The sequence below is a fragment of the Xenorhabdus khoisanae genome (assembly GCF_001037465.1).
Classification (GTDB): domain Bacteria; phylum Pseudomonadota; class Gammaproteobacteria; order Enterobacterales; family Enterobacteriaceae; genus Xenorhabdus; species Xenorhabdus khoisanae.
In genome coordinates this window covers 39,843-59,291 of record NZ_LFCV01000087.1, presented here as the reverse complement: position 1 = coordinate 59,291, position 19,449 = coordinate 39,843, and the positions used below count along the sequence as shown (strand labels likewise).

Sequence of the window (19,449 nt, the reverse complement as noted above, 5' to 3'; positions counted from 1 at the left end):
CTTAAGTTTTAAACATGCCCCCGTTTTTGCCTGCTCCAGCTTAACGAGCAGGCAATTTCGCCAAAACATCAACATGCTGGTTTTTACACCAATCACTCTTTTTTCCACTAAATAATGATTGACGCCGGCCATAAAATCTCTAGAATGCGCCCCCATGCTATTCGTTTAAGTAATAGTGTCTGAATATGCGAGGGTGGCGGAATTGGTAGACGCGCTAGCTTCAGGTGTTAGTGTTCTTACGGACGTGGGGGTTCAAGTCCCCCCCTTCGCACCAAATCAGATGACTATCGGTTAAGCAAATGGGATAAATGGCAGTACCTGCGAGGGTGGCGGAATTGGTAGACGCGCTAGCTTCAGGTGTTAGTGTCCTTACGGACGTGGGGGTTCAAGTCCCCCCCTTCGCACCACTGTTTCATTAATCCTTCTCTTTATCTTCTTTATCTTCTTTTTCTCTACTTTTTTGTTTTGTTTCCCTGCCCTTATTGTTCAAATTCATTTATTTCAAATTCATTGCGTCGCGTATGGTAAAAAACAGATCCGTCTGATCGGTTAGTCCAACAACATTAGCGGCATGTGGACCATAAGCAGCAACACGTAACTGTGCTCCTGTATGTCCTTGGCTGCCTCCTTCCGAATTCCCGTAGTTTACTGTCATGACAGCCCCGTCTTTAGTAATCAATGAACGCGTCAAACCCGGCGATTTAGCATCAGGCTCAATGATCTGGCTGGAATGTGCATGATCAGCAGTCACAATCACTAACGTATCACCCTGTTCTTTCGCAAATTTAAGCCCTACTTGTACCGCCTTATCTAAAGCGACGGTTTCACCAATTTGCGCACAAGGATTGGCATTATGATCCTGTTTATCAATCGAAGCGCTTTCGACTTGCAGGAAAAAGCCATTTTTGTTTTCTTTCAGTAAATTAATCGCTTTTTCTGTCATTTGTTCCAAAGTCGGTGCGTTAGGATCTAATTTAGGATTCACATTGCACTTCACAGGCTTTTCATTGATATTACCGTGATAAACCGCCTTTGCCCCTTCCCAGGCGACATCCATATTTCCATCATGGAACAAACCTAACAAGGGCTTTTGTTGATTGGCATCTTTGACGGCAGATAATGACTTCGCATCGGTTATCCACTGATATCCCTGATTCAATGCCTGTTGTTGTAATGTTTTTCCTTTATTGATGCCAGATACTGATTGTTGGGAAAATGATTTCGCTCCGCCCCCCAAAGTGACATCAGCGCGTGCTGCCAGTAATTGCTCGGTTATGGAGCCTTTACCACCATTTTCTAACGCATCAGTGGGACATTTTTTTGATGTTTCTTCCGGGCCATAACATTTACGGTTTGTGATATGTGCGTACAGGGCCGCTGGAGTCGCATCCTGAATTTCAGATGTCGTCACATTACCCGTTGCTTTACCGTTCTTTTTGGCCAATTCCAAAAGGGATGAGTGAGCGTTACCAAAAACATCAATGCCTAATGCCCCGTTATAGGTTTTCACTCCCGTTGACCATGCGGTGGCGGACGCCGCTGAATCCGTTACATAGTTGGGCTTTTGCGTTTTCTTATCCAGCGAGTAGTGAGTATATTGTCCGGTAAATGGCAAGGCGTCGATCCCTTTAAAGAATCCACCAGCGCCTTCTGCATAATTACGCGCAATGGTAATCTCAGAGTCCCCCATGCCATCGCCGATAAACAAAATCACATTCTTCGCTTTGTTGTTACTCAGGGCGGCTTTCAGTGCCTCAGTTTGATCTTGAGTCAAACGGCGTGCACCACCAAATTCAGTAATATTACCTTGTGCGGCGCGCTGTTGCGCCATAATGTGATTTGAATCGCTGGCTGCCCATGCAGGCATAATAGCTCCTGACATCAATACAGTAATGGCAGCAGCGAGCAGCTTTTTTTCATAATTACGCGACATAGGTTTTTCCTTGCAGTCAGATAAATATACCCCTCGTCTTTCAAGTGTAGCCTTGCTGGCTGCACCTTAAAATCCATTGGGTCAAAGATGAAAAATCAGCATGTTGAGTTGCTCGGATAATAGATATGTCATATGACAGTTATTTGAACCTATGACGACATTCTGATGACAGGAAGATCTTTTAAAAGATGAAAAAGTGAAATGGAGCGCCACAACAGCCAAAGGCCGGATGGCGCTCCATCAATATAAATTAATAGCGCATGATGACCGATTTCAGTTCCGTATAATGCTCAATGAAAGCGCTGCCAAATTCACGCCCCATCCCAGAGGATTTCACTCCACCAAATGGAACTGCTGGATCGAGGAACGTATGCATGTTGATCCATAAAATTCCCGCTTCAATGCGAGATGTCATACGCATCGCTTTACCCAAGTCGTTAGTCCATAAACTGGCAGATAAGCCAAACGGCGTTGCATTCATCATGGCAATCAGCTCTTCCTCATCGTCATAGCTGAGGAAAGTCCCTATCGGCCCGAATGTCTCCTCTTTCATTAGTGTGTCTTCAGCACTGTTGGCACGGATCACGGTTGGCATGACGAAAAAACCCTTCCTTTCCAGAGCATGGCCACCATATACGATTTCACTCCCCTCCTGGCGCGCTTTTTCAAACAAAGAAAGAGTTTTTTCATAATGCTCTTTATTTGCCAAAGGCCCCATTTCCGTTGATTCATCAAGGGGAGAACCGATTTTCATTGCAGACAGACGCTCAGACAACAATGCTAAAACCGCCTCCATATGAACAGAAGGAATATAGAAACGTTCCGCAGCCGCACAGATTTGCCCCTGATACACGTACCCCGCTTCCAGTATGCCATCAACGATTTTTTCAACTGTCATATCTGACAGAAAAGCCGCTGCGTTTTTGCCACCAAGTTCTAGCGTAGTGTGTTTCAGTCCCTGCTCCAGAGCCGATTTTCCAACAATCATGCCCGTTGGAACAGAACCTGTAAAAGTCACTTTGTCACAGAGAGGATGTGCGATCAGAGAAGAACCAATGCGTGCGCCCAATCCGTTGACAACATTGATTACACCATCTGGAATTCCCGCCTCTTTTGCCAGTTCTGCCACACGCAGCATAGTTAAAGGGGTATATTCACTGGGTTTCAGCACCACGGTACAACCACTGGTCAGCGCTGCCCCTAATTTCCAGATAGCAATCATGATGGAGAAATTCCACGGAACAATACCAACCACTACACCAATCGGCTCACGGCGGGTAAACGCGGTATATTTCTCTCCTTTAAATGAGGGCAATGAAACATCCAATGTTTCTCCGCTGATTTTGCTCGACCATCCGGCAAAATAGCGTAAATAATCGGCAGATGCCCCCACATCCAGCATACGAGATAACTGGATGGGTTTGCCTGAACATAAGCTTTCCAGTTGTGCCAGTTCTTCACTATTTTTCAGCAATAAATCAGCCAGCCGATTCAGGCAATTCCCCCGTTCCATGGGTGAAGTTTCTGCCCATACACCGTGAAAAGCAGCCGATGCCGCCTGCATTGCCTGATTAACTTCGGTTTCTCCTCCTTGATTGACCGTAGCTATCGTTTCACCCGTCGCTGGGTTAACGACAGGGAAAGTTTCATTTTCCTGACCAAGAATAGAGACTCCATTAATATAATGACCGTGAGAACGTTGCAGAAAAGCGGTAACAGACTCCAGCAAATTAATTTCACTCATCATCTCTTCCTCAGCCTAGCCAGACACCTGTCCGTTTATGCAAGCCATGTAATGTTTGACGAAACGTTCGCTGGTGATTTCCCACAGTACTTCAGTTCCTTTTGCCGCAAACCACGAGTCACCTTCATGATATTCAACCGTAACCCCAGTTTTGACATCCGTCAGTTTTATTGAGCCTTCATGCACTGTGGCCATTTCATCAAAGGGATAGACCATTTTAAATTTGCCCTTGGTACAGGCAAAAATACCGCAAGTCAGGTTATCCGATGGTGCGCCGTGGATCATGGCCGCACTCGCCTGCGGATCTCCCTCAACCACAACAGAACCAAGATTAGTGACGCTGCCAATGGGCATTAATTCAGGAAGGGCTTTATTTAATAATAATGGCTTGATCATGACTTTTACCTTTTAACAGTTACCATTCAAAAAAATCGTGGGGAAAATGCTAAACAGAGATCCGACTAACGACGTCCTTTCCAATAACCCGAAGTTTGGTGCCAAATTTTGCCGCCAGAGAGCAATACATTCCTAAAGCTGTCTTTCCCGATAACATTGAGATGTGGAATGGAACTCAGGAGTGAATAACGATCGGAGCCTTCGCTCATTCCTTCAGCAAGAATTTTGCAAATAATATGGCTTGGGGTTACACCAAAGCCTGAGTACCCCTGAACATAGAACACATTTTTATGCTTAGGCAGGGAACCGATTTGCGGGAACAAATTAACGCTGCAACATAATGGCCCGCCCCATGCCAATTCTATTTTCACGTCTTTCAGGTAAGGGAAGGTTTTCAGCATGATATGGCGGTTCCATGCTTTTAAATCGGAAGGTATATATTCAATAAACTGTGTCGCACTACCGTATAACAGGCGGTTTTCTTTAGTGACACGGTAGTAATCGATGACGGGGCTAATATCGCTGTATGCACCGCGAATCGGGCTTATCCGTTCCATCAAATCTTCGGGCAGTTCTTCTGTCATCAATTGGAAGGCATACGTATTGATAGTTTTTCGGTAGATAGTGGGTTCAAGCTCCTCATCCAAAAAGCCATTACATGCCCACAACATCTTGCCGGCACGAACTGAGCCGGTTGCTGTACGTACCGTGACCCGCGGGCCATATTCGACATTCAAGACCTGACTATTTTCAAAAATCTTAACACCGTATTCGGAGACAGCCTTAGCTTCGCCTAAAAGCAAATTGAGTGAATGAACATGCCCGCCACCCATATGTTTCAATGCACTGGTATAGCGCTCTGATCCAATGACTTTTTTAACATCAGACCCTGTATAAAGCTCGATTTCCTCATCAGGGGAAGCGGCACGGAAGCCTTCCAGCCAGCCCCGCAGGGTTTTATCATGCCGTGGATTCCAGCCAAGATAAGCATAACCCTGACAAAAATCTGCCTGAATATCATATTTGGCAATCCGGTCACGAATGATACCGGCTCCCAGGCTGCTGATTTTGAATATTGTTTCCAGACCTTTCTCACCAACATGGCGTTTGATCTTATCCAAGTCATGACCGATACCTGTCATCACTTGCCCACCATTACGACCTGTCCCCCCAAACCCCAGAGTCCGGCCTTCCAAAATAGCAATATTGGTGATCCCTTTTTCAGCGAGTTCTAATGCCGTATTGATACCAGAGAATCCCCCACCAATGATAACGACATCAACATCCAAATCTTCTGTCAGCATTGGAAAATGGAGATCATATTTCTTAGTTGCCGCATAGTATGTTAATGAATCAAGTTTATTATTCATGCTATACCCCGTGTGCATCTATCCCCTGATGATATACATCCAGTTACATTGCTATTCTGTTTTTTCAGGGAGATTTATCATATTTATTGAACATTGATTATTTAGGTGCATTCACAAAAATTTAACAAACACACCAACAAAAACATTAATAAGTTAATAATAATATGTCAAATCGTTGTCTGTGCATTTCATCTCAAGGTATATATGAATCACATGTACTTAAAATGCTCAAATTGTTTGTTGTTTTCATGTTAATCAAATCACAATTATTAAAATATTCATTAAAAAATGATGAGTTTTGTGTTTTCATTTTGTGATAGATGGAAGAGGAATTTTTTTAATACTGAATTATTCTGAAAGGGATATTTGCGTGTGTGCCTAATAAGTTTCGGATTGTAACCAAAACAGCCGCCTGAAAGATGAAAGGCATAATCACTAAAAGGAACAAATATGCTACCCAAGAAAATTATCCTTGATTGCGATCCCGGGCATGATGACGCCATTGCTCTCTTGCTTGCTCACGGAAATCCAAATATTGAACTATTGGCTGTAACGACCGTCGTTGGCAACCAAACTCTGAATAAAGTAACCCATAATGCGCTGTGCGTTGCCCGAATTGCCAATATTCGCAATATTCCTTTCGCAGCAGGATGCCATCGACCACTCGTTCGGGAGATCAAAACAGCACCGGACATTCATGGCGAGACTGGTCTGGATGGCCCTATTCTGCCTGAACCAGCAATGAGGTTGGATGCCCGTCATGCAGTGGATTTAATCATTGATGTGATTATGGAAAATCCGCCTAAAAGCGTCACTCTGGTTCCGACGGCGGGTCTGACGAATATCGCCATGGCTGCACGTAAAGCTCCGCAGATCGTCGAGCGAGTGAAAGAAGTGGTATTGATGGGAGGCGGCTACCACAAAGGTAACAGAAGCGCTGTTGCTGAATTTAATATTTTGATCGATCCGGAAGCCGCACACATTGTTTTTAATGAAAAATGGCCTCTGACAATGGTTGGCTTAGATCTCACTCATCAAGCTCAAGCAACACCTGACATTATCGGGAAAATTGCCCAAATTAAAACGCGTTCTGCTCAATTCGTTTTGGATGCACTCCAATTTTATGGGGATAGATATCGTGAGAACCAAGGATTCGGCTATCCTCCGGTACACGATCCCTGTGCGGTAGCCTATGTGATCGACCCTACTGTCATGACGACCCAAAAAGTTCCCGTTAATATTGAGCTAACCGGAGCCTTAACAACAGGCATGACAGTCGCAGATTTCCGTTTTCCACCACCTGAAGATTGCCATACACAAGTTGCCGTTAAATTAGATCAAGTTAAGTTCTGGCAGTTAGTGATCGATGCTTTGAAAAATATTGGCGAAACAACCTATTGACCTTAAAAGTCATAAGTCTGCTCGGGAAGAGTTAACTTAATAAAATCATGCGAATATATCCTTTGACCATTGAAATGATGCCCTGATTCAGTGGTTAAAGGAGATCCTATTCAATTAATCTGATCCCCATCAGCACCGCGCTACATAAGATCAAGGACAGGGTGGCATATTGAAATACCTTGTCAGGCATACGTTTCATCAGATATTTAGCAAAGGGGACAGACAACAGGGAACCAACAAATAACACCAGTGCCAGTTTCCAATTTGTATGACCGCCATACGCATAAGCAAAAGCAGATGAACCAGATAATATCATTGTGACGAAAAGGGATACGCCAATTGCTTGTTTTATATTCATCCGCCCGTAACGCAGCAACAATGGCAGCACGACAACTCCACCACCAACTCCTGTTGCTCCCAGTACCAATCCAGCACTTGTGCCGGGCAATAAAAGAGGTTTAACCATTCCTGATGTTGGATATGTGCCATTCATTTGTAACTGTGGTTGGCGTATTCGGCGATAAAAAAGATATAAGGAAAATAAGATAGCCAATACCACCAGCAAATTAATTCCCCATTCGATCTGCTCCTGATAGTGGCTAAAATGATTCAACAACGTTACACCATAACTAGCCAACACTGTGCTGGGTATCATGATCAACAGAATTATCAAAGATCGGCGCAGGGGAATATTTCCCATGCGAAAATGTATATAAGAAGATGATATTTTCATCAGCATTGAAAGAAAATTTGCCGTCGCTACAGCAGCCAATGCATCCAATCCGAAAAAATAAATCAGGATCGGCAGGATTATCACTCCACCGCCAACGCCAGTAGTGCTGATAACCAAACCAACAGCCGCCCCAATTGCAAGTTCAGGGATCAATAACATTATCTCGTTTCCAATTGGAATTTAATTAAAATTCATTCATCAAATGTTACCAAACGCTCCCTGCATAATATGACAAAAACACATATCATATTCAAAAAAAGAATATAAGTTACAAACAAACGATCACGGGAAAAGTTGGGGATCGCCTTCATCATTCAGGTTGTAGTTAATAAATTGAATGATGAAGGAGAAGAAAGAATGACGTTTTTTATTGCAGAGAAGTGATATCGATAATTAGCCCTAATGAGGCGGAAACATTGTTTTAAAATCAAACAGATCATTCAGTTCAATCTGTAATCCATTGGCAATCACATAAATAATTTCTAGGGTAGGATTTCTGACGCCGCGTTCAATGCCGCTGACATAAGTTCGATCCAATCCACATTTATCGGCAAAAGCCTCCTGCGACATCCCAGCTTCTTTCCTGAGATATCTAATTCTTTGCCCAAAAAGGGATCTGATGTTGTTCGATGTTTTCATCCGATAAGTATCGATTCGTGTTACTTATCCGACCACGGACTATGAGTCACTATTCAATTTGAGTTATGCTATGATGTGTGACTTATAGTCTACTGTTTAATAACTTACTTTTTAATTGAAAAAACGATAGCTAATTGGAGATCTTAAGGATGGAAAAAAAAGACTGGCATTCCGCTGATATTATTGCTGAATTGAAAAAACGCGGGACAACATTATCAGAAGTGTCACGAGAGGCAGGACTTGCATCATCAACCCTTGCCAATGCCCTACAACGGCATTGGCCGAAAGGCGAACGTCTTATCGCGACCGCATTGGAGCGCACGCCAGAAGAAATATGGCCTTCGCGCTATGAAAGAAAATAATCAAAAATAGAACCCAGCGCAGTGCTGGGTTCATTTACAAGCCGATCCATTAAAACGATCCATTTATAAAACAATCCATTTATAAACCATCAACTCGCCAGCTTTAAACCAACAATACCCGCAACGATCAAGCCAAGGCTCAAAATTCTGGCAAAATTCGCTGATTCTCCCAGTACCATAATGCCAAAAATTGCCGTTCCCACTGCACCAATGCCTGTCCACACTGCATATGCGGTTCCTGCTGGCAGATTTTTCATGGCATAGGCCAATAGCCCCACACTAACAGCCATCGCACCGATCGTAATTAGGCTCGGAATCAAACGTGAAAAACCATGCGTATATTTCAGGCTTACCGCCCACACCACTTCCAACAAACCCGCAATAAGAAGGATCAACCAAGACATGTCTTTCCCTTTTTATATGATGACAAGTGGGGCCGTCCCCAATGAGATGACGTTTATCCGAGTCGTCCCGAATAACGATAAGAAATGAAGCTGAATTATAGCTACCCGATCTGACTGCTGCAATAATGGCGACCGACGACTGACAATAAAAAACCGCAACCTCTGGACGAAGGGGTTGCGGTTTTTTTAGAATAACGGACTCGATTATTTAACGCGAGAAACGTATTCGTTAGAACGGGTATCAACTTTAATGACTTCACCGATCTGCACAAACAGAGGCACTTTTACCACAGCACCCGTGCTCAGGGTTGCTGGTTTACCACCAGTACCAGCGGTATCGCCTTTCAGACCTGGATCGGTTTCAACCACTTCCAGCTCAACGAAGTTTGGTGGAGTTACAATGATAGGACGGCCATTCCACAGAGTCAGAATACATTCTGCCTGATCGATCAACCATTTTGCATTGTCACCAACGGCTTTCTCATCCGCAGCTAACTGCTCGAAAGTCTCGTTGTTCATGAAATGCCAGAATTCACCGTCGTTGTACAAATAAGTCAGGTTAGCATCCATGACATCTGCACTTTCAACAGAATCTGTTGATTTAAAAGTTTTTTCCAGCAGTTTACCAGAAATCAGCTTACGAAGACGGACACGGGCAAATGCCTGTCCTTTACCTGGTTTAACAAATTCGCTGTCAAGAATAGCGCACGGCTCGCCATCTAACATGATTTTAAGACCTGAACGGAATTCATTGGTACTATAAGTAGCCATGGAGATCCTCTAATTTTTAACAAAATGGCTTAGCCAAAAAAATGGCACACATTATAACCCATATTCACCCTGTCAGAGAAGTCTGGCTAAAACAACTTGCGGATGTTATTACTGATCCCAATGAATTGTTGCAACTATTGTCTTTAAACACGCATGCCATATTGAAAGAAGGTAATGAGGCAAAGCGTTTATTTCCCCTGCGTGTACCAAGAGCGTTTGCAGCACGAATGAAAAAGGGCGATCCCCGCGATCCTCTGTTATTGCAAGTCCTGACTTCCCGGGAAGAGTTTGCTACGCCTTCTGGTTTCTCCACCGATCCATTAGATGAACAATGCAGTGTTGTACCTGGCTTATTACATAAGTACCACAATCGCGCCTTGTTATTGGTCAAAGGGGGATGTGCGGTAAATTGTCGTTATTGTTTCCGCCGTCATTTCCCTTATGAAGATAACAAGGGCAATAAAAACAATTGGCAGCTTGCTCTGGATTATATCGCTCAACACCCTGAGCTTGATGAAATTATCTTTTCCGGCGGTGATCCACTGATGGCAAAAGATCATGAGCTGGATTGGTTAATCAGTCACATTGAATCTATCCCACACATTAAGCGGCTACGGATCCACACGCGTTTGCCAGTTGTTATCCCTGACAGAATCACGCTTTCACTGTGTAATCGTTTAGCACAGACCCATTTGCAAGTGATCATGGTCACCCATATCAACCATGCCAATGAAATTGATGATGCCTTCCGGGAAAGTATGATGAGGCTGAAACAAACTGGTGTAACTCTGCTTAATCAAAGTGTGATGCTACGCGATGTTAATGATAATGCAGATATTCTGGCTAATTTAAGTAACGCGCTATTTGATGCAGGTATTTTGCCTTACTACATCCACGTTCTGGATAAAGTTCAAGGTGCTGCACATTTTCTTGTGAGTGATGGAGAAGCGAAAACCATCATGCGAGAATTATTGTCAAAGGTATCCGGTTATTTAGTGCCTTGTCTGACAAGGGAAATTGGGGGGGAACCAAGCAAAACGCCTCTGGATTTAGAATTGAAACAAAATTAGTGCCCATCAATCACTGAGTGGGCTGACTTCATCATTGAAGATTTTCCAGAATGGGCAGCGCCAGAAACCAAACGTATATGTCATTCTTGCTATTCCGAAACGTTTCTTCTGAGCATTGCCCAAACTTATTTTTCACTAACCCCATCGATTTTTACATCCATATCGGATAGACAACACCACCTCATCTACGGGGCTATCTCTTTTATTTTTCTGCCATTAATGCCTAAGGGCATTTATAGACCTGACCAACCATTTTGCTATCAAGAGGTACAAAGCTACCCAGCAAATTCTCCGATGGACTGTTTACGCCATAGATAACGTTTCCACCAATTTCAGCCGCTTTATTGCGTAAATCATTGGCTGCACTGCGCATAGAACTGCTCTCGCCGCTAACACCATTGAGCCAGTTGCTTTGCGTACCGGTAATTTCACCTAACCGCTGGCATTCACTGCCCGGTTGAGTATCCACAAATTGCACATTAGCACCAGCGGAGGTTAACTGATGATTCGTTGTACATCCTGCCAATAATAATACTGACGCACCAAGCAAAATTTTAATTCGCATAACTTCCCTCAATAAAAAGGCGAGCAAGTTTTTCCTGCTCGCCTTCAAAGTTTTGTCCTAACGGATGGGCAATTCCATCATCAGGATGAACAGCATTACATCATGCCGCCCATTCCACCCATGCCGCCCATGCCGCCAGCTGCACCTAAGTCAGCTTTGTCATCTTTAGGCAGCTCAGTCACCATCGCTTCGGTGGTGATCATCAGGCCAGCAATAGAAGCTGCGAATTGCAGTGCAGAACGGGTTACTTTAGTTGGATCCAAGATACCCATTTCGATCATGTCGCCATACTGTTCAGTTGCAGCGTTATAACCGTAGTTGTCTTTACCTGCTTTCACGTTGTTCACAACAACAGAAGGTTCTTCACCTGCGTTGTCTACGATCTGACGCATTGGCGCTTCCATTGCACGCATTGCAACACGGATACCCACGTTCTGATCTTCGTTGTCACCAGTCAGGCCAGCGATAGCGCCAGCAACGCGAACCAGTGCAACACCACCACCAGCAACAACACCTTCTTCTACTGCCGCGCGGGTTGCGTGCAGAGCATCGTCAACGCGAGCGCGTTTTTCTTTCATTTCAACTTCAGTCGCTGCACCTACTTTGATAACAGCAACACCGCCTGCCAGTTTAGCTACGCGCTCTTGCAGTTTTTCACGGTCATAGTCAGAAGTGGATTCTTCGATTTGCTGGCGAATTTGAGTAACACGAGCAGCAATTGTGCTTTCTTCACCTACACCATCAATGATGATAGTGGTGTCTTTGTTGATAACAATACGTTTTGCCTGACCCAGATCTTCCAGAGTCGCTTTTTCCAGCTCCAGACCGATCTCTTCAGAGATAACAGTACCGTTAGTCAGAGTTGCGATATCTTGCAGCATTGCTTTACGGCGATCACCGAAGCCTGGTGCTTTAACCGCAGCAACTTTCACGATACCACGCATGTTGTTAACAACCAGAGTTGCCAACGCTTCACCTTCAACATCTTCAGCGATGATAACCAGAGGCTTGCTTGCCTTGGCTACGCCTTCCAGAACTGGTAGCAGTTCACGGATGTTGGAGATTTTCTTGTCAACTAACAGGATGTATGGGTTTTCCAGCTCAACAGCACCTGATTCTGGTTTGTTGATGAAATAAGGAGACAGGTAGCCACGGTCGAACTGCATACCTTCAACAACATCCAGTTCATCTTCCAGGCCAGTACCTTCTTCAACGGTAATTACACCTTCTTTACCGACTTTATCCATCGCTTCAGCGATCAATTTACCTACAGTTTCGTCGGAGTTTGCAGAGATTGTGCCAACCTGTGCAATAGCAGTGGAATCAGAGCAAGGTACGGACAGGTTTTTCAGCGCCTCAACGGCAGAAATAACTGCTTTGTCGATACCGCGTTTCAGATCCATTGGGTTCATGCCAGCAGCAACAGCTTTCAGACCTTCGGTGACAATCGATTGAGCCAGTACTGTTGCAGTAGTAGTACCATCTCCTGCCGCATCATTGGCTTTAGAGGCAACTTCTTTAACCATCTGCGCACCCATGTTCTCGAATTTGTCTTCCAATTCGATTTCACGTGCTACAGATACACCGTCTTTAGTGATAACAGGTGCACCGAAAGATTTATCCAAAACTACGTTACGACCTTTAGGACCCAGAGTGACTTTAACTGCATCAGCCAGTACATTCACACCGCGTAACATTTTGCTACGAGCATCATTACCAAATTTTACGTCTTTAGCTGCCATTGTGTCTTTCCTTTAAATTCATTCAATTAAGAAGATCTAAGCGCAAGGACTAGATTACGCTTCAACAATTGCCAGAATGTCGCTTTCAGACATGATCAATACTTCTTCATTATCGATCTTCTCTGTTTTAACGCCGTAACCTTCATTAAAAATGACGGTATCACCCACTTTTACATCCAGCGCTTTCACTTCCCCGTTTTCAAGGATGCGACCATTGCCAACTGCCAAAATTTCTCCACGGGTGGATTTGCCCGCAGCAGAACCAGTCAGAACAATTCCGCCAGCGGATTTTGATTCAACTTCTGTACGCTTGACGATAACGCGGTCGTGTAATGGACGAATGTTCATTGATAGATCTCCTATAAATAAAGTCCATATCAGGTAAGAGGATTGATACCAGAACCCAACAGAACCAGTACCATGAAGCTACAAGTTGGGGCTTAAGATCGGGACTTCAAGGGTGAGAGCCAAAAAATATTTTACTTTTTTATTACCCATTGAAATTTCAGCCTAAGCAGACACCATTATTTTTTTTTGTGTTCACTGCCAGAATTATGTTCACTGCCAGATTCATCATGATTTTTTTGATCATCTGGCTTCTGACCATCCAATGTATAGGAAGCGTCATCTTGCCTACGCTCATACTCTCCCTCAAAGGTCTGCCCGTTCTGGTGGCTTGAGCTATGATTATTCGAACCCGAACTATGATTATTTGAACCATAAAAGGCATTGGAGCGGTAAAAATTGATATGGGGCAGCATCTTTGCCGTCAGAAGTTTCTGTACAGGCGGCAGCAGCAACAACAACCCGAGAAAATCAGTGAAAAAACCGGGCACTATCAGTAAAAATCCCGCAATGACTAAAGAAACACTTTTGATGGCTTCTTCGGCAGGGCTTTCACCCGCTGCAATTTTTTGCTGCATAGACATAAAATTCTTGATGCCCTGATTACGTACAAGAGACACACCAAGACAAGAAGTAAGAATAACCAGCAGCAGAGTCAGCAAGACCCCGACTTCAGAGGCAATCCGGACAAACAGGACAGACTCGATGTAAACCAGCAGGCATATAAGAATAAGTGGGAGCCAGCGCACGCGGTTCTCCTTTCATTATTTATTTGTCGTTCACACTATTTATGTGCATCGCATTATTGTTCATCGCAGTAAATATCGTTCATCACAATATTTATCGTTCATATTATGCCAGAAGCACACAATATGGCGTTAGATCACATAATGTGGGGATGATAGTAACAGTTTTCAATACTTCAGAGAGTTGACTTTCCATCTCTGTAATCGTGACTTCAATCACACATATGTGATTTCATTAATAAAATAGCACTATAAAGTGATCCAGGTTCAAGGCATTTATAATAAATCCACATATGATCGCGCACACAATTCCATGATAAGTGTTTAATATCAAGACAATTGTCGCCGGCAACATTATTCTAAACAAACACGTAATAGAACAGTAAAAAAACGTATCCAATTTTAAGAAGGTTCTCATGTCAAACAACATTCGTATCGAAGAAGACCTGTTAGGTAAACGAGAAGTCCCTGCTGAAGCCTATTATGGTATTCACACTCTGCGTGCGATTGAAAACTTTTATATTAGTGACCGTACTATCAACGATGTCCCAGAGTTCATTCGTGGCATGGTCATGGTGAAAAAAGCTGCGGCACTGGCAAACAAAGAACTCCATACTATTCCCGGAAAAGTGGCGGACATTATTGTCAAAGCTTGTGATGAACTCCTCAACACTGGCAAATGTATGGACCAATTCCCTGTTGATGTCTTCCAAGGCGGTGCAGGTACTTCTCTGAACATGAATACCAACGAGGTACTGGCGAATATCGGTCTGGAATTGATGGGACATCAAAAAGGCGAATATGAGTACCTGAATCCCAATGATCACCTGAACAGAAGCCAGTCCACCAATGATGCTTACCCTACGGGTTTCCGTATTGCTGTCTATAACTCATTGATGCAATTAATTGAATCCATTGAGTTGCTGAAAGCAGGATTCGACAGAAAAGGCGCTGAATTCGACGATATCCTGAAGATGGGCCGTACCCAGTTGCAAGACGCTGTTCCAATGACACTGGGTCAAGAATTCCGTGCTTTCTCCATTTTGTTGAAAGAAGAAATCAAAAACATCAACCGCACAGCAGAACTGCTGCTGGAAGTGAACCTCGGCGCGACTGCGATCGGTACTGGCTTGAACACTGCGCCAGGTTACCAACAGTTGGTAATTGAAAAATTGGCCGAAGTCACAGGATTACCTTGCCAACCAGCAGAAGATTTGATCGAAGCGACTTCCGACTGCGGCGCTTACGTGATGGTTCACAGCGCGCTGAAACGTCTGGCTGTTAAGATGTCCAAGATTTGTAATGACTTGCGCCTGCTCTCTTCCGGCCCTCGCGCTGGTTTTAACGAAATCAACCTGCCAGAATTGCAGGCAGGTTCTTCAATCATGCCAGCTAAAGTTAACCCGGTTGTGCCAGAAGTTGTTAATCAGGTTTGCTTTAAAGTCATTGGTAACGATACCTGTATCACTATGGCAGCCGAAGCCGGTCAGTTGCAGCTTAACGTCATGGAACCCGCTATTGGTCAGGCCATGTTTGAATCTATGTCTATCCTGAGCAACGCTTGCCGTAATCTGGTTGAGAAGTGTATCAACGGTATTACAGCCAATAAAGAAGTGTGCGAAAGCTTCGTCTTCAACTCCATTGGTATCGTCACTTATCTGAACCCATTCATTGGTCACCACAATGGCGATATCGTGGGCAAGATCTGTGCTGAAACTGGTAAGAGCGTTCGTGAAGTTGTGCTGGAGCGCGGCTTACTGACAGAAGCTCAGTTAGATGATATTTTCTCCGTTGAGAACCTAAAACATCCAACTTATAAAGCAAAACGTTTTGATGACTGATTAAATGTTTATAATAACGAGTTCGTCTTAATTATTAAGGCACGCCATTCCAACCGGAAGCGTGCCTTTTTAATTGTCTGCAAACACAAAGTATTAACCATAAGTTTTCATAAGATCAAATAAATTAAGGAGTACGTAACATGTTAGCCGTAGAATTAGCTATCGTTCTGCTGGCCATTTTTTTGGGAGCACGACTAGGGGGAATTGGTATTGGCTTTGCTGGAGGGCTTGGTGTTTTAATTTTATCTACGATAGGTGTCAAACCAGGCAATATACCATTTGATGTTATTTCAATCATTATGGGCGTTATCGCCGCAATTTCTGTCATGCAGGTGGCTGGTGGGTTAGATTATTTGGTTCAGCAAACTGAGAAATTACTACGAAGGAATCCGAAATACATCACTATCCTCGCTCCCATCGTCACTTATTGTTTAACACTACTAGCTGGAACAGGGAATATCTCCCTAGCAACACAACCTGTCATCGCCGAAGTAGCAAAAGAACAAGGCATTAAACCATGCCGACCACTATCCACAGCTGTCGTAGCTGCACAAATAGGGCTCACCTCTTCACCAATCTCCGCCGCTGTTGTCTATATGTCTTCTATTATGGAAGGGCAAGGTGTCAGCTATATTCAAATGTTGTCGATAATAATTCCTTCATCATTTGTAGCCGTTATTTTGATGGCATTTATCATCTCATGGCTCTTCGATTCCAAATTGTCTAATGACCCAATTTATCAAAAACGTCTTGCAGATGGTCTAGTTGAACTACGCAGCAGCCATAAAATTGATATAAAACCAAAAGCTAAACTCTCTGTACTACTGTTTCTGTTGGGAGTTATTGGGATTGTTATTTACGCGATTATTAACAGCCCGAGTATTGGCTTAATCGAAAAACCAATTATGAATACCACCAGTGCGATACTTATCATAATGTTAAGTATCGCTACCCTCACAACTGTTATTTGCTCCGTTAATACCGATGCTATTTTAAACTCAAGTACTTTTAAAGCTGGGATGAGTGCCTGTATCTGTATTATGGGTGTCGCATGGTTAGGGGATACATTTGTTCAAGCGAACATGGACTGGATTAAAGAAACGGCGGGTAGCTTGATTCATGCCCAACCTTGGCTGTTAGCGATCATTTTCTTCTTCTGTTCAGCGTTACTCTATTCACAAGCAGCCACAGCAAAGGCTCTGATGCCAATGGTTTTGGCGCTGCATGTAACGCCATTGACTGCGATTGCTTCTTTCCCTGCGGTTTCAGGATTATTTATCCTGCCAACTTATCCGACATTAGTTGCAGCGGTGCAGATGGATGATACAGGAACCACGCGTATTGGGCGTTTTGTCTTCAACCATCCATTCTTTATTCCGGGAACCATTGCCGTTGTATTGGCTGTCACATTCGGCTTTCTGTTTGGCGGCATGATCTTGTAGTTTTATTAATCGAACATTTGGAAATATTATTTCAGGGGCAATAACGCCCCTGAAATATTTCCATCGTAAAAATCTTTTTTCTCCCCCAGAACAGCATTGTATTAATATTAATCAAGTGGCTTTCTGCTATGGGCGTCATCGGTTATAGTGCTGACTAAATAAATTTTACGAATCAAACTCACGATACAAGCAGGCCAAAGATTACTTATGATGAAACGTATTCTCATGTTGTTTCTGCTGTTCAGCGGTATCGCTTTTTCTCCTATCAAAGCCAGCGCACTGTTTGAACAACCGGGGCAAAGTCTCTACCTTCCTGCTGAGCAGGCATTTATGTTTGATTTTCAGCAACAAGGAAATAAACTCACTCTGAACTGGGATATCAAACCCGGTTACTACCTCTATCGAAAACAATTCAGGATTATTCCCAAGCAAGCCTCATTGGGTGAAATGGTTTATGCCAAGGGAATAGATCATGAGGATGAATTTTTTGGGAAGAGTGAAGTTTATTTTCAATCAGCGCGCATTGATGTTCCTATTTTATCCGCCACCAATGACGCTTCTCTTGAGATAATTTATCAGGGATGTGCAGAGGCGGGTTATTGTTATCCTCCTGAAACATTAAGCGTACCATTACAAGCGGTGGTTGCTTCAGACCAATCAAATAATGAAACCGCAGTATCGCAACAGGAAAGCCCCCAAACCAAAGAACATGACGTTCCATTTTCCCCGTTATGGGCGTTGTTGATTGGTATTGGCATCGCTTTTACGCCTTGTGTACTGCCCATGTATCCGCTGATTTCCAGCATTATTCTGGGCCAGAAACGCCCCGAAAGCCTGAAACGAATATTTTGGCTCGCCATGAGCTACGTTCAGGGAATGGCACTTACTTATACCGTGCTTGGATTAATCGTCGCGGCTGCGGGCCTGCAATTTCAGATTGCCCTGCAAAGCCCTTACATTTTGATCGGGCTGTCAGTGCTATTTATTTTGCTCGCCCTATCAATGTTCGGGCTATATAACTTGCAACTTCCTTCTTCTATCCAAACTCGTTTGGTGGATTGGAGCAACAAACAGCAAAGCGGCTCTTATATTGGCGTGTTTAGTATGGGTGCCTTAGCCGGGTTGATTGCCTCTCCCTGCACTACTGCACCACTCAGCGCCATTTTGCTCTATATCGCCCAAAGCGGTAATACGCTGGTTGGAGGTCTGACTCTTTATCTTTACGCATTGGGTATGGGATTACCGCTTATCGCAGTCACATTATTCGGCCACAAACTTCTGCCTCGCAGCGGCCCGTGGATGCAATACGTTAAAGAAGCCTTCGGGTTCATTATTCTGGCTCTGCCGGTATTCTTACTGGAGCGCGTTCTTGGTGACACATGGGGCGTCAGATTGTGGAGTATGCTGGCGGTTGCGTTCTTAGGATGGGCTTTCGCATTAACATTAAACAGCAAAAACGGCTGGCTGCGTATCTTACAAATTGTCTTGCTGGCTCTGGTACTTATCGCTTCACGTCCCTTGCAAGATTGGATGTGGGGAACGCCTACGGCAGAACAGCAAAAGACAGCAATAAAATTCCAACAAATCAGTGACTGGCAAGAATTAAGCCAAATTTTAGCCGAAAATAGCCATCAGCCGATTATGTTGGATTTGTATGCCGACTGGTGTGTAGCCTGCAAGGAGTTCGAAAAATATACTTTCAGTGATCCACAAGTACAGGCACAATTGAGTCAATTCCTCCTGTTACAGGCAAATGTCACAGATAACGGGCCAAAACAGAAAGAATTACTACACAAATTGCAGGTAAGAGGGCTGCCCACTATCTTGTTCTTTGATACTCAAGGAAAAGAGTTAATCGATTCACGAGTCAGTGGATTTATGAATGCAGAACGTTTTAACCAGCATGTGCAGCAAATACAACATTTACAACAAAAATAATCTGGAA

Annotated in this window: 18 protein-coding genes and 2 tRNA genes; 8 read left to right on the top strand and 12 right to left on the bottom strand. The window is 43.8% G+C overall.

What is annotated here, in order from left to right:
- Positions 1-187 precede the first annotated feature (187 nt).
- Both AB204_RS13315 and AB204_RS13310 read left to right on the top strand, forming a co-directional pair.
- Positions 188-274 (top strand) — tRNA-Leu (locus AB204_RS13315).
- A 46-nt stretch (positions 275-320) separates the two neighbouring features.
- Positions 321-407: transfer RNA gene (locus AB204_RS13310), tRNA-Leu, on the top strand.
- Positions 408-496: 89 nt separating this feature from the next.
- Here AB204_RS13310 and phoA read toward each other — a convergent pair.
- The 4 genes from phoA to AB204_RS13290 all read right to left on the bottom strand — a co-directional run bounded on the left by phoA (position 497) and on the right by AB204_RS13290 (position 5,443).
- Positions 497-1,933, bottom strand: coding sequence for an alkaline phosphatase (phoA, locus tag AB204_RS13305; RefSeq protein ID WP_047963851.1), 1,437 nt, complete (start codon positions 1,931-1,933; stop codon positions 497-499).
- A gap of 250 nt (positions 1,934-2,183) precedes the next feature.
- Complete coding sequence (locus AB204_RS13300; RefSeq protein ID WP_047963850.1) at positions 2,184-3,677, bottom strand: aldehyde dehydrogenase family protein; 1,494 nt, start codon at positions 3,675-3,677, stop codon at positions 2,184-2,186.
- 15 nt (positions 3,678-3,692) lie between these two features.
- A complete protein-coding gene (locus tag AB204_RS13295; protein ID WP_047963849.1) occupies positions 3,693-4,073 on the bottom strand; it encodes a cupin domain-containing protein in 381 nt (126 codons plus the stop codon).
- A 65-nt stretch (positions 4,074-4,138) separates the two neighbouring features.
- Entirely contained in the window at positions 4,139-5,443 is a 1,305-nt protein-coding gene (locus tag AB204_RS13290) for an NAD(P)/FAD-dependent oxidoreductase (RefSeq protein ID WP_047963848.1), read from the bottom strand.
- Positions 5,444-5,893: 450 nt separating this feature from the next.
- On the opposite strand from AB204_RS13290, the gene uriH reads away from it, so the two are divergent.
- The gene (uriH, locus tag AB204_RS13285; protein ID WP_047963847.1) at positions 5,894-6,844 is read left to right on the top strand and encodes a uridine-preferring nucleoside hydrolase UriH; all 951 of its coding nucleotides are present in this window, start codon (positions 5,894-5,896) and stop codon (positions 6,842-6,844) included.
- A 106-nt stretch (positions 6,845-6,950) separates the two neighbouring features.
- Here uriH and AB204_RS13280 read toward each other — a convergent pair whose 3' ends face one another.
- Positions 6,951-7,736 carry a sulfite exporter TauE/SafE family protein gene (locus tag AB204_RS13280; protein ID WP_047963846.1) on the bottom strand — a complete coding sequence of 262 codons (786 nt, stop codon included), beginning with the start codon at positions 7,734-7,736 and terminating at the stop codon, positions 6,951-6,953.
- Positions 7,737-7,976: 240 nt separating this feature from the next.
- Positions 7,977-8,216 (bottom strand): helix-turn-helix domain-containing protein, encoded by a 240-nt coding sequence (locus AB204_RS13275; protein WP_072061443.1) that lies wholly within the window; start codon positions 8,214-8,216, stop codon positions 7,977-7,979.
- A gap of 149 nt (positions 8,217-8,365) precedes the next feature.
- Here AB204_RS13275 and AB204_RS13270 point away from each other — a divergent pair, with 149 nt between their 5' ends.
- Entirely contained in the window at positions 8,366-8,578 is a 213-nt protein-coding gene (locus tag AB204_RS13270; RefSeq protein WP_047963844.1) for a helix-turn-helix domain-containing protein, read from the top strand.
- A gap of 89 nt (positions 8,579-8,667) precedes the next feature.
- Here the strand turns inward: AB204_RS13270 and sugE are convergent, their stop codons facing one another.
- Positions 8,668-8,982 carry a quaternary ammonium compound efflux SMR transporter SugE gene (gene sugE, locus AB204_RS13265; protein ID WP_047963843.1) on the bottom strand — a complete coding sequence of 105 codons (315 nt, stop codon included), beginning with the start codon at positions 8,980-8,982 and terminating at the stop codon, positions 8,668-8,670.
- Between the two features lie 204 nt (positions 8,983-9,186).
- A complete protein-coding gene (gene efp / locus AB204_RS13260; protein ID WP_047963842.1) occupies positions 9,187-9,753 on the bottom strand; it encodes an elongation factor P in 567 nt (188 codons plus the stop codon).
- Between the two features lie 41 nt (positions 9,754-9,794).
- On the opposite strand from efp, the gene epmB reads away from it, so the two are divergent.
- Complete coding sequence (gene epmB, locus AB204_RS13255; RefSeq protein WP_047963841.1) at positions 9,795-10,823, top strand: EF-P beta-lysylation protein EpmB; 1,029 nt, start codon at positions 9,795-9,797, stop codon at positions 10,821-10,823.
- Positions 10,824-11,046: 223 nt separating this feature from the next.
- On the opposite strand, the gene AB204_RS13250 is transcribed toward epmB, so the two are convergent.
- The 4 genes from AB204_RS13250 to AB204_RS13235 all read right to left on the bottom strand — a co-directional run bounded on the left by AB204_RS13250 (position 11,047) and on the right by AB204_RS13235 (position 14,224).
- Positions 11,047-11,388 carry a DUF4156 domain-containing protein gene (locus AB204_RS13250; RefSeq protein WP_047963840.1) on the bottom strand — a complete coding sequence of 114 codons (342 nt, stop codon included), beginning with the start codon at positions 11,386-11,388 and terminating at the stop codon, positions 11,047-11,049.
- 95 nt (positions 11,389-11,483) lie between these two features.
- Positions 11,484-13,130 carry a chaperonin GroEL gene (groL, locus tag AB204_RS13245; RefSeq protein WP_047963839.1) on the bottom strand — a complete coding sequence of 549 codons (1,647 nt, stop codon included), beginning with the start codon at positions 13,128-13,130 and terminating at the stop codon, positions 11,484-11,486.
- Between the two features lie 54 nt (positions 13,131-13,184).
- On the bottom strand, positions 13,185-13,478 hold the full coding sequence (locus AB204_RS13240; protein ID WP_047963838.1) for a co-chaperone GroES: 294 nt from the start codon (positions 13,476-13,478) through the stop codon (positions 13,185-13,187).
- A gap of 176 nt (positions 13,479-13,654) precedes the next feature.
- A complete protein-coding gene (locus tag AB204_RS13235; protein ID WP_047963837.1) occupies positions 13,655-14,224 on the bottom strand; it encodes an FxsA family protein in 570 nt (189 codons plus the stop codon).
- A 413-nt stretch (positions 14,225-14,637) separates the two neighbouring features.
- On the opposite strand from AB204_RS13235, the gene aspA reads away from it, so the two are divergent.
- The 3 genes from aspA (at position 14,638) to AB204_RS13220 (ending at position 19,442) form a co-directional block, all read left to right on the top strand.
- Positions 14,638-16,062 (top strand): aspartate ammonia-lyase, encoded by a 1,425-nt coding sequence (gene aspA, locus AB204_RS13230; protein ID WP_047963836.1) that lies wholly within the window; start codon positions 14,638-14,640, stop codon positions 16,060-16,062.
- Positions 16,063-16,202: 140 nt separating this feature from the next.
- A complete protein-coding gene (locus AB204_RS13225; RefSeq protein ID WP_047963835.1) occupies positions 16,203-17,504 on the top strand; it encodes an anaerobic C4-dicarboxylate transporter in 1,302 nt (433 codons plus the stop codon).
- A 207-nt stretch (positions 17,505-17,711) separates the two neighbouring features.
- Positions 17,712-19,442 carry a protein-disulfide reductase DsbD gene (locus tag AB204_RS13220; protein WP_047963834.1) on the top strand — a complete coding sequence of 577 codons (1,731 nt, stop codon included), beginning with the start codon at positions 17,712-17,714 and terminating at the stop codon, positions 19,440-19,442.
- Positions 19,443-19,449: the final 7 nt, after the last annotated feature.